Raw genomic sequence first — 13,205 nt, forward strand, 5'->3', positions numbered from 1 at the left:
AAGTCGTCCCCGCGTGCGGGGCGTCACGTCCGGCCGAAGTTGGTCGGGTTGCGCACCGACCCGTTGTGGGCAGGGAACAGCAGCTCTATCGGTTGCGGCCTCGACGGAGTGGGCGGGCAGGATGCGCTGCCAGCCGTTGTCGGTCTTGGGGCTGGCCTGCGCACCCATTTTCCCTTCACCTCGACCAGGGGTGGTGCCGGTGCTGCGGGGAGGGGGACTGGGCGCCTCCAGGCCGATGTTCTCGAGCAGCGGCGCGAAGGTTCGCCGCCCAAGGCGGGTCGACCGGATCCGTCTGGTTGTCGGATGGTTGAGGGGCAGGGCAGAAAGAACTTGCTCGGTGCGCGATTTTTCGAGAACGATGATGCGAGAACGATGATCGGCCAGAGCTGGGCGAGTCGAGGTAGTGAAGTCCTCGTTGTGGTCCCGGTTCGGAGGTTGGGGGGGTCGCACCGGTGCCAGGTCGTATTCGCTGGTGGCCGGACCGTCGAGCAGTTGTGGGGACGGCAGTTCGCCGTGCCCCTGCAGGTCGATGTCGGGTGGTTCGGTGCGGACCAACCGGGTCAGGCGGGGAAGGACTGACGTCACCGAGCCACTGTTTTCGGGGGCAGCCGAAAGCAATTGCAGGAAAATATTATTCGGCCATGATCTTCCCAACTCGGACACTGCGCGTCAGTGTCGCCGCAATCGCCATCACCACGGGACTTGTCACCGCCGCCGGCCCGGCCGCCGCAGACACTCCCGGTACGGGCAGTAGTTCGGTCGGCACTGGCTCCGCCGCTGTGGTGCAGAACCTTATTACGTCGCTCGCTTGCGCCGTGGGCGCCATGTCATGCCCCATCGTCATACCCAAGTGACCGGGCGGGCGGACTGACGAAGAGTTTCTCGCTCATCGATTTGTGATGGGCGAAGCCCATCCGCCCTGACAACGCCATTTCAGCAGAACCGTCCGTTGCTACGAGTCCGCGCAGGTTGGACCACGGGGAGTCGGGGCACGTGGGCCGGTAAATGCTGCGGGAGCAGTTGCCGTCAGCCTGTAAGACGCGATGTCCGGATGTAGGTAGCGCCCGGTGATCCGAGACTCCCGGTCTCCGGCGATCTTTTGGAGCCGATGCACCGGACACGCGCTCGTCGGCGAACCACGTCGGCTCGGTGCGCCCCGCGCCCGAGCCGACGTGGACGCTCGTCGCCCAGGTGCGATCAGGGGACAGGGAGGGGGCGGATGGCGGAAAGGTCACCGGGACCGTCGCGGGTGCGCGGTGGAAGGGGTCCGATAGCCAGGTTACTTCGTCGGGAGGAATCGCCAGGCGGATCTCCGGTAGGGCGTCGAGTAGTTGGTCGAGGGCTTCCTGGACGATGACCATGGCCAGCGACTGGGCGGGGCACGCGTGCGGACCGGCGCCCCAGGCGAGATGTGAACGATTGCCCTGGCGTTCACCCGCCGCAGCGGCGGGATCGTTGTTGCACGCCGCCAGACCGATCAGCACCGGCTGGTGCTGCGGCAGCCACGCGTCCCCGACGACCTGCGGCTGAGTGGGATACCGGAAGCAGGAATTCGCCTTCGGCGGGTCGGTGAACAGCACCTCGTCGATCGCGTCCCGGGTGGACAGCGCTCCGCCGAGCAGTTCGCCGCCGAACCGGTCGTCGGTCGCCAGCGAAAGCACGGTGACCGCGATCAGATTCCAGGTCGGTTCGGCGCCGGTCGTGTACAGCATGGTCAGCTGGTGCACGAGTTCGGTTTCGCTGAGCCGAGCCGGATGCTGGACCAGCCAGGACGCCGCGTCGTTCGCGGGCGCTGCCTTTTTGGCCGAGATCACCGCGAACATCGTCGCTTCGAGCGTTCGCCTGCTCGCCTCCGCCGCGTCTGTGTCGGTGGCGTCGCGCAGGTTCATCATCGCCGCGTACGCGTTCTCGCGGACCTCGCGGGGAAGGCCCAGCACTTCCTCGAGCACGCCGACGGTGAGCGGGATCGCGTACTCGGTGAGCAGGTCCGCCGAACCGGCCGCGCAGAAGCCGTTGATCAACGACACGGCGGTGCGTTCCACCGTGTCGCGCAGCGTGTGCAGATCGATCCGGTCGAGACTGCCGGTGACGGCGGTCCGGTAGCGGGAATGCTCGTCTCCCGTGGTCCGCGACGCGTCCGGTCGCCAGCGCATCGCCAACGGCACCGGACATTCTGTCGGCACACTCTGCTCCCACTGGCTCGGATCAGCGGAGAATCGGGTGGAATCGCTGAGGATGTCCAGTGCGGTGCGGTAATCGATGACGAGAGTCGCCGGCACTCCCGGCGCGACCTCAACCGGAACCAGCGGACCGTGCTCGCCGCGCATGCGCTGGTATGTGGTGTGCGGGTCGGCCGCGAACTCGTCCGAATACAGCTTCACCGCCGGGCACCGTAGCGATGCGGCGTGGACGGGCGAGACGGTTGTCTCGCTTCGTGCGAAAGAGACGAAATCATGAGCAGGCTCCTGAACGCGAAGGCAAAGGGGCGACGACGGGATCCGTACGGCTTCGCTGGCGCAAACGGATCCGGCCGTCCGGGAAAGAGCTGGTCCGGCTACCGCGGGAAGGTACGGAGGGAAGGCCGCCGACGCGCGGAGGATGCGAATAGTCGGCCTGCTGCGCGGGTGGTGAATCTTGCCGATCCATGTGCCCGGTGCGACCTCGACACTGCTGAACTCCCCTGTTACGCCGCCGGCAAGTGGCGCCACGGCCGAACCAGGCCCGTCGTACCGACCGGTATGCCAAATCTGTTCGACCGCAGCATAATTCGACTAACGGTGGGGGAGCATACGCATACCGGCCGCCGTTCGCAGCGCGAGAATTCGGGCCTGCGTCGCCCTGGACGCAGCGAGGTACGTCGGCACGGGGATCGTACGGCCGCGCTGACTCGAAACCGGCATACGAGTAGTTCTGCGCCGACCGGCCGGGGCATTCGGTGCCGTGAACTGTGTTGCTGCTGAAGCCCGGCCGCAATATGCGCGGGATTCGGACACCTTCGGAGTTGCTTCTCGAACTCCGTGCGGACGCTGCCGACCGGCGTCACCCCTGTTCGGCAGCCGCTTTAGACCCAGCGACCAGGTGGGCGATGTCACAATTCGGTTCGGTCGAAGCAACCCGCAGCCGGTGCCATGCCCCGAGACGCACCACGGAAAGAATTGGCGAGATGCCATGGTGATGTGCGACCGTGCCGAGCGTGAGCCGGCGCGGCCTCGGGACGTCGAGCCGACCATGCGCCCCTTTGCGAATCAGCGTGTGGTGTGTGCGCCGCCGTTGATGTGCAGCGTTTGGCCGGTGATGTGGCGGGCAGTGGGGGAGGCGAGGAATTCCACGAGTCCGGCGACGTCTTCGGGCAGACCGGCCTTCTTGTTGTGGGTCGCCGCGATCAACGCCGCGCGGCGTTCGTCGGTGAGTTCGCCACGGAAGAAGTCGGTCTCGGCGATATATCCCGGGGACACCACGTTGACGGTGACGCCGTGTGGCGCCAGCTGGGCCGACAATCCCGCCGACCACGCCGCCAAAGCCGCCTTGGCCGCGCCGTAGGAACTCGCGGCGTATTCCGCGCCGATCGAACCGATGTTGACGACTGCTCCACCCTTCGGCAGGCGATCCCGCAACGCGGTGGTCGTCAACACCGCGCTCAGCAGGTTCGCGTCGAGGTTGGCCCGCCACTGCGCCGCGATCTGATCGAGGGATTCGGCGGTCGGCCGCCCGAGATCGGTGTTCGCGCCTGCCATGTTGACCAGCACGTCCACCGTCGGCCCGAGCTGACCGGCCAGCCGCTGCACGTCGGCGGGATCGGCGGAGTCACAACGGATTCCGGTCGCACCGAGTTCGTCGGCGGTGCGTTCGACCTGGTCGTGATCCCGGCCGGTGAAAACGACGAAGTCACCGGCCGCGGCGAAGCGCTGGACGACGTGGCGCCCGATACCCCGGCTGCCGCCGGTGACCACTACCGTGCGCGTCATCGGAGGTCACTCGCTGATGCGGACGGCGCCTGCACGATCGTCAACTTCGAACGCTTTCGCAGTGTGAAACCCAGCGACTCGTACAGGCTGATGGCTGTCGTGTTGTGGGCGAGCGCATGTAAAAACGGTATCTCACCTCGGGCGCGGATGCCCGCGCCGATCGCGCGGATCAGGCGCGTCGCGAAGCCGCGGCCACGGAACTGCGCGTCGGTGCACACGGCGCTGATCTCGGTCCAGCCGGGCGGGTGCAGGCGCTCCCCGGCCATCGCCACCAGGCGGCCGTGTACACGCAGCCCCAGATAGGTGCCCATTTCGATGGTTCGCGGCGCGTACGGCCCCGGTTCGGTGCGTGCGATCAGATTCAGAATTTCCGGCACGTCCGCCGCGGTGAGAGTTTCCAGTTCGGGGTCGTCGGCGACGTGCAGCGCGCTGCCGTCCATCTGCACCGAGTCCAATTCGTGGAGGATCGTCCAGCCGACCGGTGGCACGTGGCCGTCACCGCGCAGGGCGGTGCTGCCACCCGGTCCGAGCAGGGTGGCCAGATCGGCCCAGTCCCGTTGGCCGAGAACCGGTGGATGGCCGACGAACCCGGCGACTTCCGGGTCGTAACGGCAGATCCGTCCCACCCACCCGGCGAACCGGCGATGCTCGCCATAGAGCGACCCTCCCACCGGATCGTCGAGCGGGTGCGGCGAGGTATCGATGTCGATGGTCGACTCGAGGGTCAACGCCCACTCCTTCACAACAGCGTCCGACGAGAGAACGTTAGCCGAGCACATGACCAGTGGGCATCGGTTGCGCTCACCGCGATCGAGACGCGTATCGCCGCGCGCGGCCATCGACATCGGTCATGTTCGGTAGCGTAAGCCTGTCCGGTGGCGGACCGGACGGCGTGAATAGGAGCGGACTGGTGCGTGTCCATCATCTGGATGCCGGGGGGACTCGTCCTTTCGGCGGCCGGCTGTTCGACGGCAGGCCGGGCGTATGGCGCAAGGCCGCCGGAGCGTGTCATTGCCTGTTGATCGAGCACTCGGCCGGGTTGGCGCTGGTGGACACCGGTTACGGCGAGCAGGCCGTGGTCCGGCCGGAGGTCTGGGTGGGGCGGCAGCTCATCCGGCAATCGGACCCGGTTCTCGACCAGCCGATCGCCCGGCAGATCGAGGCGCTCGGCTTCTCCCGCGCCGATGTCCGCGACATCGTCGTGACACACCTCGATCTCGACCACTCGGGTGGGCTCGCCGATTTCCCTCAGGCCACCGTGCATGTGTATCGGGCGGAGCTGGACATGGTCGAGAAGCCGTTCGGCCGTCAGGAGAAGTTCCGCTATCGATCCGTGCACTTCGAGCACGGACCCAAGTGGTCGGTCTACGACGAGTCCGACAGCCGCGCGGAGCGATGGTACGGATTCCGGGCGGTCCGCGCACTGCGGGGTCTGTCACCGGAGATACTCATGGTTCCGCTGACCGGGCACTCGCGCGGTCACGTCGGCGTCGCCGTGGACACCGGTGACGGCTGGCTGTTGCACGCCGGTGACGCTTACACCCACCACGGCCAGATGCGCGAGAAGCCTTCGACGCCCCTGGGAGTGCGCGCCTTCCAGCGATATGTGGACACGCACCGGCAGTCCCGGATCGAGAATCAGCAGCGGCTGCGGGAACTCGTCCGCGACAATGGCGACAAGGTGACGGTGTTCTCCGCACATTGCGCCACGGAATTCGAGCGACTGCGCCGTTGACACCCGGCTGGCTCACTTCTTCGCACTCGTGAGCATCAGCGGCCCGCGGCGCCACCGATGCCGTCATCAACGGACCGAGCCGGGTTCACCGCCGGGCGATCGCCCGCGTCACGCTACGGAAGACTCGCCGCCGGAGGCTCGCGCGCGCCCTGGCGAGCAGCGGGGGTTCCGGAGCGGGCGCAACGTCGCCGAACCTGGGGAATAGTGCCAAGGCATTGTCGCGCTGGATCTTTCGCCGCATGGTGTCGTCACAATCGGGAAAGGTTTCCAGCCCGGCGTTGAAGTAGTGAACCGCGGGTTCGGGGGCGAAGGGCCAGTCGCTGCCGTAGAGCACATGCCCGGGTTGGGCGAACGCGAGCAGAGTCGGCAGTGTGGCCGCACTCGCCGAGAGCGCTGTGTCGAAATAGAACCCGGCGAAGTCGTCGAGGATGTCCAGCGGACTGCGCCCGGTGTCGTTGAAGATCGCCAGTGCCATGCGGTGGGCGGCGTACGGGACGAACCCGCCCGCATGGCCGAGGATGAAGCGGATGTGCGGGTAACGACGGCGGATGTCGTTGCGCACCAGCAAAAACGCCGCCCGGGTGGTGTCGAGCAGGAAATCCGCAGCGAAGGGCGGAACGCCGGGCACGGCGGGCGCGGGGAGATCGGCCGGATGGACGAACGCGACGGCGGAGCGTTCGTCCAGGACGCGGAAGAGTTCGTCCTGTCCTTCTTCGCCCAGGTAGGTGCCCGCCGCGTTGCCGAGCAGCACGACGCCGTCGGCGTGCAGGTCGTCGAGGGCGCGCCGCGCCTCGGCGGCGGCCGCGCCGACGTGGGGCATGGCGAGGGTGGCGAAGAAGCCGAAGCGGTCGGGTTCGGCGCCTGCCAGCGCGGCGGTGTAGTCGTTGAGTGACCGGGCCAGTCCGGCCGCCTCCGTGGGATCGGGCAGGAAGGTGGCGCCGGGAGTCGAGACCGACAGCACCGCCGAGGCGATCCCGGCCTGCGTCAGCAGCGCGCGCGCCGCCTCGGGGCTCCATTCGGGCAGCTCACGCCCGCCCGCGGCGGTGATTCCGTGGGCGCGCAGCGTCTCGGCGTAGGCCGGTGGGATGAGGTGCTGATGCACATCGATGCGATTCATCGCAGGCAGTCCTTTCTTCGGGCGCGTCGGCCGTGCAGAACGCCGGAAGGTCCGAACCCTCACTCTGGCGTACCGCGTCGGGCCACACAAGCAATTCTGATGATTTCATCATTTCTGCTTGACAGAGGTTTTCCACATAACTGATGATTACATCAGTTCAGTGATCTGGAGGTAGCGGTGACCATCGACAACGCAGCCGAGACCGGGCGGGTGATCCGGGTCGGCGATCGGGAGATCTTCTTCAGCGAGGCGGGTGCCGGTCCGGCCGTGGTGCTCCTGCACGGTGGTGGGCCCGGCGCCAGTGGCCTGTCGAACTACTCCCGAAACGTCGAACCGTTGGCGCGGCGGTTCCGGGTGATCGTGTCCGACCTGCCGGGCTACGGGCGCTCCACCAAGCGCATCGACCAGTCCGACCCGTTCGGAGACCTGGCCGCGGCGGTCGGTGGGCTGTTGGACGCCCTCGACATCGGCTCGGCTCACCTGATCGGAAACTCCTATGGGGGAGCGGCGGCGCTGCGCTTGGCGATGGACCGGCCGGAGAAGGTGGGCAAGCTGATCCTCATGGGCCCCGGCGGTGTGGGCACCACGCGTGCGCTGCCGACGAAGGGCTTGCAGTCGCTGCTGTCCTACTACGGTGGCGACGGTCCGAGCCGGGCGAAGCTTGCCGAGTTCGTCCGGGAGTACCTGGTCTACGACGCGGGCGCCGTCACCGACGAGATCATCGACGGCCGCTATCGTGCCAGCCTCGATCCGGAGGTGGTGGCCGACCCACCGTTGCGCCGCCCTTCTGGTCCGTCCGCGTTGCGCACCCTGTGGCGGATGGATTTCACCCGCGACTCCCGGTTGTCCCGGGTACGCAATCGGACGCTGGTGATCTGGGGCGCCGAAGACAAGGTCAACCGGCCTTCCGGTGGGCGCATGCTCGCCGAGACCATGCCGAACTGCGACCTGTACCTGGCGGCCGAGACCGGCCACTGGGTGCAGTGGGAACGCGCGGAGCTGTTCAACGCACTGGCGAGCGCGTTCCTGGGGGCGGCGGCGTGAACTCGTTCACCCCGGACGCCGACGGGTCGGTATTCGGCGCGGTGCACCTGGGTTATGTCGTGGTGCGTTCGCAGCGGCTGACCGACTGGCGCCGGTTCGGCGCGCTCGCGATCGGGCTGCACGTCGACGAACTCGGCGCCGACGCCCTGCGTTTCCGCCTGGACGACCGGGCCTGCCGATTCCTGATCCAGCGCGGAGCGGCCGAGGACGTCACCGCGCTCGGCTGGCAGGTCGACGACCACGAGACCTTCGACCGCATCCTCACGCGGGTCAGCAGCCGCGAGGTGCCGATCGAGGAGGGCACCGCCGAGCAGGCGGCAGCGCGCGGCGTGGAGCGGCTGTGGCGCTTTCCCGGCCCGAAGGGCATCGCCACCGAGATCTTCACCACCCCGGTGATCACTCCCGAGCCGCTACGGATGGTCAGCTCCGGATGGGTGACGGGAGAAGCCGGGATGGGCCATGTCGCCGTACTCTCGCGCGAACCGGAAGCGATGCGCGGCTACTACAACACGGTTTTCGACGCTCGTTTGACCGATTACATCGACGAGAACATTTCCGGGCTGACGATGAAGATCCGCTTCTTGCGGGTGAACGAACGCCATCACTCGATCGCGATAGCGAACCTGCGCGGGGTGAAGATCGATCCGATCGCGACGCGGGTGCAGCACATCAACGTTCAGTCCGCGAGCCTGGACGACATGCTGGCCGCGTTCGGGCGGGTGACCGATCTGGGTTTCCGGATGGCGTGGTCGGTCGGTCAGCACACCAACGATCGCGAGTTGTCGTTCTATTGCGTGACGCCGTCCGGGTTCGAGCTGGAGGTGGGGTGGAACCCGGTGGTGATCGGTCCGGAGCTGGAATCGACCTGGGAGCCGAGCACCTATCGAGGCATCAGCGTCTGGGGGCACACCACGGTAGGGGAGACGGTGCTCGACAAGTTCGCCCAGTTCCGCCGAGCGCTGCGGTCGCTGCGGACCTCGGAGCCCACTGTCGCGGAACTGACGGGAGAACTGTCGCGATGAGCGCATTCGATGTCGACGTCGTCGTGGTCGGCCTCGGCCCGACCGGTTTGACCTTGGCCAATCTGCTGGGGCGGCGCGGGGCGCGGGTGCTGGTGCTGGAACGTGAGCCGGAGTACTACGGGTCGGCCCGTGCGGTCTACACCGATGACGAAGGCATGCGAATCTTCCAGACCGCCGGTGCGGCAGACGAATTGGCGGCCGACATGAACGTCGATTCGACTGTGCAGTGGGTGCGCGGGGACGGCTCCGTGCTGGCGCAGTTCAACCAGGTGGATCGGCCGCTGGGCTGGCCGGTGGTGAATTTCCTGTACCAGCCGTACTTGGAGAACACCCTCGAACGGGCCCTCGACCGCTACCCGCACGTCACGGTGCGGCGCGGGCGCGAGGTCGTCGGCTTCGACCAGGACGCCGACCGCGTGCGCGTCGAGCATGCCGAGTGCCGCGGCACCGGATACGGCAGATTCCCGGCCGACACCGACCTGGGCACCGCCGAGCGGGTGCGCGCGAAGTTCCTGGTCGGCTGCGACGGCGGCCGCAGTGTGGTGCGCACCGGGCTCGGCATCGGTATGTCCGGCACCAGTTTCCCGGAACGGTGGCTGGTGGTGGATCTGAAGGCTCGCGACGGCGTCGACGCTTTCCGGCATCTGCCGTATTTCGACTTCGTGTGCGATCCGCGACTGCCGATCGTGTCCTGCCCGCAGCCGGACCGGCATCACCGGTTCGAGTTCATGCTCACGCGGACGCAGACGAAGGAGGAGATGGAGGCCGACGACACCGTGCGCCGCCATATCGCCCGCTTCGTCGACCCGGACGAGGTGGAGGTGCTGCGCAAGCTCGTCTACACCTTCAACGCTGTCGTCGCCGACCGCTGGCGGGACGGCCGCATCCTCATCGCGGGCGATGCCGCGCACATGACGCCACAGTTCATCGGTCAAGGCATGAACTCCGGAGTGCGTGACGCGGACAACCTGTCCTGGAAGCTGACCGCGATCATCGAACACGGTGCGGCCCTGGAGATCCTGGACAGCTACGAGTCCGAGCGCAGGCCGCACGCCAAAGCGATGATCGATCTGTCGGTGCTGAACAAGAAGATGGTCTCCATCGACAACAAAGCGGTCGCGGCGGCCCGGGACATCGGGCTCACCACCGCGCTGCGCGCGCCCGGGCTCGGCGGCTGGATTCGCGGCGCGAAGATGAAGCCCAGACCGCGTTTTCGTCGCGGCGCATACCTCGGCTTGCCCCGCCGCGGGCTGCGCGCCGTGGCGGGAACCCTGACCCCACAGCCGGAGGTGCGCGACTACAACGGACGCCATCGGCGCTTGGACGAGGCGCTGGGTCTCGGGTTCGCGATACTGGGTCACGGCGTCGATCCCCGCCGGGCCTTCGGCGCCGATGACCTGGCGATATTGCGCGAACTCGACGTCGCTTTCGTCACCGTGTACCCGCTGGGTGGACGCCCGCAGGGTAAGCCGGGCGAGGGGCGCGACGACGTCATCGACGTCGAAGACCACACCGGAACGCTGACCCGATGGTTCGGAAAGGCCGGGCTCCGCGCCGGCGGTGTCGTCGTGCTGCGCCCGGACCGATTCGTCTTCGGCGCCGCCGCGGCCGGGAAAGGCGCGCCCCTGGTCGCCGAACTCGTCCGGCAACTGGGCATCCCCGCGCGCCCCCGGACGCCTCCGGTCGACCGGTTCGGCGCCGGTGACGAAGGAAAGCGCAGTGCGAGCGAACCCGTTGAGTTCGGGCAGCGACCGGATCACCTGGTCGCCGGGCCACCCCACGGTGCCGGACGGTGATCGGACCCGCGGACCAGGCGTCCAGTGGTCGCGGCCCCGCGGCTCACAACTGCGGCTGGGGCGGAAGCGGCCCGGACACCAGCTTCCGGGCCGTTCGTTTCGGCACGCCGAACATGCGCAGCACGTGGAAGGTCATCTCGTCCGACAGCGCCCCGGCGTCGGCGTCGGGGCGGGTGTCGAGCATCTGCAACAGACCCAGCAGCGCGCCGCCCGCGGCCATCATCGCCATCTCCACGTCCATCTCCTCGAACCGGCCCGCTTCCTGCGCGGCGCGGATGTCGCGGCGCGCCCGCGGCGCCAAGCCGTCGTCGCGCGAGAGCACCGGAATCCCCGACCGCAAGATGACCCGCACCATTTCGGGGATCTGCCGCTGCAATCGCCCGGTCATGCGGAAACTGACCGCGAACACCTCGGCCGGATCGTCGTAGAGCCGCACGATCTCGTCGCGCATCTGGGCGTAGATCTCCAGAGCGGAGCGCACCGCCTCGTCGAACAACTGCTCTTTGGTCTGGAAGTGGTTGTAGAACGAGCCGAAACCCACGTCGGCGGCGTCGGTGATCTCCTGAATGCTCACCGCCGGCCTGCCTTCCGCCAGGAACTTCCGCGCGGCCGCCAGCAGCGCATTGCGGGTGCGCTCCCGGCGTCGATCGGTCCGAGTACGCGCCACCGGTTCCGCTGTCATCGACCCTCTCCCGCATTTCGATCCGTACGGGAATCATAACTGATCAAAAAATCAGTTACAGGGCGGTGCGCTACCGCCTGGTAGTGCGCTACCTGAACCGGCCGGTTGTCGAGTACCTGGCGATGCGCGAGCTCGCGGTCACCGATCCACTCCGGTCGAGAACCGCTCATCGTCGGCGCCCTCGGACGGCGCCGGCTGCTCATCGCCGAGCGAATGCCGAATCGGAAGAATGAGCTGGCGTTTGCGCGGCATGGTGTTGATGAGGGTGATGTCACCGTTGTAGTGGGCGAGGACGCGGTGGTCCATGACCGCGCGCCACAACGGGGGAATCGCGGCCAGCACGACCATGGTGGCGTAGCCCGCGGGCAGCTGGGGAGCCTGCGCTGAACTGCGGAGGGTCTGGTAGCGGCGGCCGGGGTTGGCGTGATGGTCGCTGTGGCGCTGGAGGTGGAACAGGAAGATGTTGGTGACCAGTCGGTCGCTGTTCCAGCTGTCGCGCGGCGAGCAGCGGGCGTAACGGCCGTCGGGTCGGCGGGCGCGCAGAAGTCCGTAGTGTTCGACGTAGTTCACGGTCTCCAGCAGGCCCGCGCCGATGAGCGCTTGGATGGCGAGGTAGGGGATGACGACGGGGCCGAAGGCCACGATCATCGTGGTGAACAACGCCACGCTCATCGCCCAGGCTTGCAGGAGATGGTTGGCCGGGCTGAGCCAGCGTTTGCCGTTGCGGGCCAAGCGCTGACGTTCCAGGGCGAGGGCGGAGCGGAAACCGCCCGCCATGGTGCGCGGCAGGAACTTCCACAGCGATTCGCCGTAGCGTGCGCTGGCGGGGTCTTCCGGGGTGGCGACGCGGACATGGTGGCCGCGATTGTGCTCGACGAAGAAATGCCCGTACCCCGACTGCGCGAGCGCGATCTTGGCCAGCCAGCGTTCGAGTCGTTCGGCGCGGTGGCCGAGTTCGTGCGCGGCGTTGATGCCGATACCGGAGACGAAGCCGAGGGTCACCGCCAAACCGAGTTTGTCGGCCAGGGTCAGCTCGTGGCTGGCCCACAGATATCCGGCGATGAGCAGGCCGATGAATTGAATCGGCAGGAAGAGAAAGGTGCACCACCGGTAGTAGCGGTCGTTGGACAGTGCCTCGTAGTCCTCGTCGCGCGGGTTGCTGCCATCGTCGCCGATGGCCCAGTCCAGCAGCGGGATCACCACGAGCACGATGATGGGGCCGATCCACCAGAAGACTTCCAGTCCGGTGTGCACCACCAGCTGGGAGGGCAACACCGCGCACCCCGGGGCGATCAAGCCGAGAATCCACAAGTAGCGCTTGGGGTCTCGGGCTTTCGTGTGCTCGAAGATCGTCATAGCCGTCCCGCCGATCCATCAGGGAAACATCCAACCGACAGTTCTGACTGCGGACAACGCATCCACTGTGCACGCCGTTCCAGAATAGCTGGAAGTTCGCTGACTGGTAGAAAACGGTCCGAATCGGCGGCTGACCGGGCGGTGTGGGCGCTGCGCACAGGCCCTTGCGGCCGGTCGGCGTCCGGCTTTTCGGTCGCGTTCTCACGCGCGACGGATGCGGGGTGGTGCGCTCGGTGAAGGGATTCGACACCGTCCGGGGACGGCGCAGGGTCGATGCCGACGACGAAGGCGCGACGCTCATCTCGGCGGCGCGGGAACGGCATGTGCGGTTGCGCCGGTCCACGCCGCCGCGCCGGGCGCGGATGGGTCCGCGCGAGAATTCCGAGCGTCATCGGTGTGCGCACCTGAGCGGCTCAGGCCGGTGGGGATGAGCCAACTCCGACATTCGAACCTTTCTGTACCGAATTCGACGTAGCTGTCCAACGGCG

10 protein-coding genes are annotated in these 13,205 nt (G+C 67.4%); 4 read left to right on the top strand and 6 right to left on the bottom strand.

The features are described from left to right. Window positions 1-827 precede the first annotated feature (827 nt). The 3 genes from ON27_RS39195 to ON27_RS39205 form a co-directional block, all read right to left on the bottom strand. Window positions 828-2,381, bottom strand: coding sequence for a cytochrome P450 family protein (locus tag ON27_RS39195; RefSeq protein WP_063711467.1), 1,554 nt, complete (start codon window positions 2,379-2,381; stop codon window positions 828-830). Window positions 2,382-3,245: 864 nt separating this feature from the next. Continuing rightward, window positions 3,246-3,965, bottom strand: coding sequence for an SDR family NAD(P)-dependent oxidoreductase (locus ON27_RS39200; RefSeq protein ID WP_043739252.1), 720 nt, complete (start codon window positions 3,963-3,965; stop codon window positions 3,246-3,248). After that, window positions 3,962-4,693, bottom strand: coding sequence for a GNAT family N-acetyltransferase (locus ON27_RS39205; RefSeq protein ID WP_043739374.1), 732 nt, complete (start codon window positions 4,691-4,693; stop codon window positions 3,962-3,964). The genes ON27_RS39200 and ON27_RS39205 overlap by 4 nt, the downstream gene beginning before the upstream one ends. 182 nt (window positions 4,694-4,875) lie before the next feature. Between ON27_RS39205 and ON27_RS39210 the strand changes: the two genes are divergently transcribed. Next, window positions 4,876-5,700, top strand: coding sequence for an MBL fold metallo-hydrolase (locus ON27_RS39210; protein WP_043739255.1), 825 nt, complete (start codon window positions 4,876-4,878; stop codon window positions 5,698-5,700). 85 nt (window positions 5,701-5,785) lie between these two features. Here ON27_RS39210 and ON27_RS39215 read toward each other — a convergent pair whose 3' ends face one another. Then, the gene (locus ON27_RS39215) at window positions 5,786-6,817 is read right to left on the bottom strand and encodes an amidohydrolase family protein (protein ID WP_043739256.1); all 1,032 of its coding nucleotides are present in this window, start codon (window positions 6,815-6,817) and stop codon (window positions 5,786-5,788) included. A gap of 183 nt (window positions 6,818-7,000) precedes the next feature. Between ON27_RS39215 and ON27_RS39220 the strand changes: the two genes are divergently transcribed. Genes ON27_RS39220 through mhpA form a run of 3 tightly spaced genes read left to right on the top strand, consistent with a single transcriptional unit; the run spans window position 7,001 to window position 10,679 of the window. After that, window positions 7,001-7,861, top strand: coding sequence for an alpha/beta fold hydrolase (locus tag ON27_RS39220; RefSeq protein ID WP_245560571.1), 861 nt, complete (start codon window positions 7,001-7,003; stop codon window positions 7,859-7,861). Continuing rightward, entirely contained in the window at window positions 7,858-8,883 is a 1,026-nt protein-coding gene (locus ON27_RS39225; RefSeq protein WP_043739258.1) for a VOC family protein, read from the top strand. Before ON27_RS39220 ends, ON27_RS39225 begins: the two co-directional genes overlap by 4 nt. Next, window positions 8,880-10,679, top strand: a complete 1,800-nt coding sequence (gene mhpA / locus ON27_RS39230; protein ID WP_083888193.1) for a bifunctional 3-(3-hydroxy-phenyl)propionate/3-hydroxycinnamic acid hydroxylase MhpA — start codon at window positions 8,880-8,882, stop codon at window positions 10,677-10,679. Before ON27_RS39225 ends, mhpA begins: the two co-directional genes overlap by 4 nt. A gap of 43 nt (window positions 10,680-10,722) precedes the next feature. Here the strand turns inward: mhpA and ON27_RS39235 are convergent, their stop codons facing one another. Together ON27_RS39235 and ON27_RS39240 are read right to left on the bottom strand one after the other, a co-directional pair. Further along, on the bottom strand, window positions 10,723-11,361 hold the full coding sequence (locus tag ON27_RS39235; protein WP_043739259.1) for a TetR/AcrR family transcriptional regulator: 639 nt from the start codon (window positions 11,359-11,361) through the stop codon (window positions 10,723-10,725). Window positions 11,362-11,499: 138 nt separating this feature from the next. Beyond that, on the bottom strand, window positions 11,500-12,717 hold the full coding sequence (locus ON27_RS39240; RefSeq protein ID WP_083888195.1) for an alkane 1-monooxygenase: 1,218 nt from the start codon (window positions 12,715-12,717) through the stop codon (window positions 11,500-11,502). Window positions 12,718-13,205 lie beyond the last annotated feature (488 nt).

This window comes from Nocardia asiatica NBRC 100129 (assembly GCF_000308415.1).
Lineage (GTDB): Bacteria > Actinomycetota > Actinomycetes > Mycobacteriales > Mycobacteriaceae > Nocardia > Nocardia asiatica.

Excerpts from the sequence above, each read along its gene's own strand:
- ON27_RS39235 (WP_043739259.1), bottom strand. The coding sequence starts at position 11,361 with ATGACAGCGGAACCGGTGGCGCGTACTCGGACCGATCGACGCCGGGAG.
- ON27_RS39200 (WP_043739252.1), bottom strand. The coding sequence starts at position 3,965 with ATGACGCGCACGGTAGTGGTCACCGGCGGCAGCCGGGGTATCGGGCGC.
- ON27_RS39215 (WP_043739256.1), bottom strand. The coding sequence starts at position 6,817 with ATGAATCGCATCGATGTGCATCAGCACCTCATCCCACCGGCCTACGCC.
- mhpA (WP_083888193.1), top strand. The coding sequence starts at position 8,880 with ATGAGCGCATTCGATGTCGACGTCGTCGTGGTCGGCCTCGGCCCGACC.
- ON27_RS39240 (WP_083888195.1), bottom strand. The coding sequence starts at position 12,717 with ATGACGATCTTCGAGCACACGAAAGCCCGAGACCCCAAGCGCTACTTG.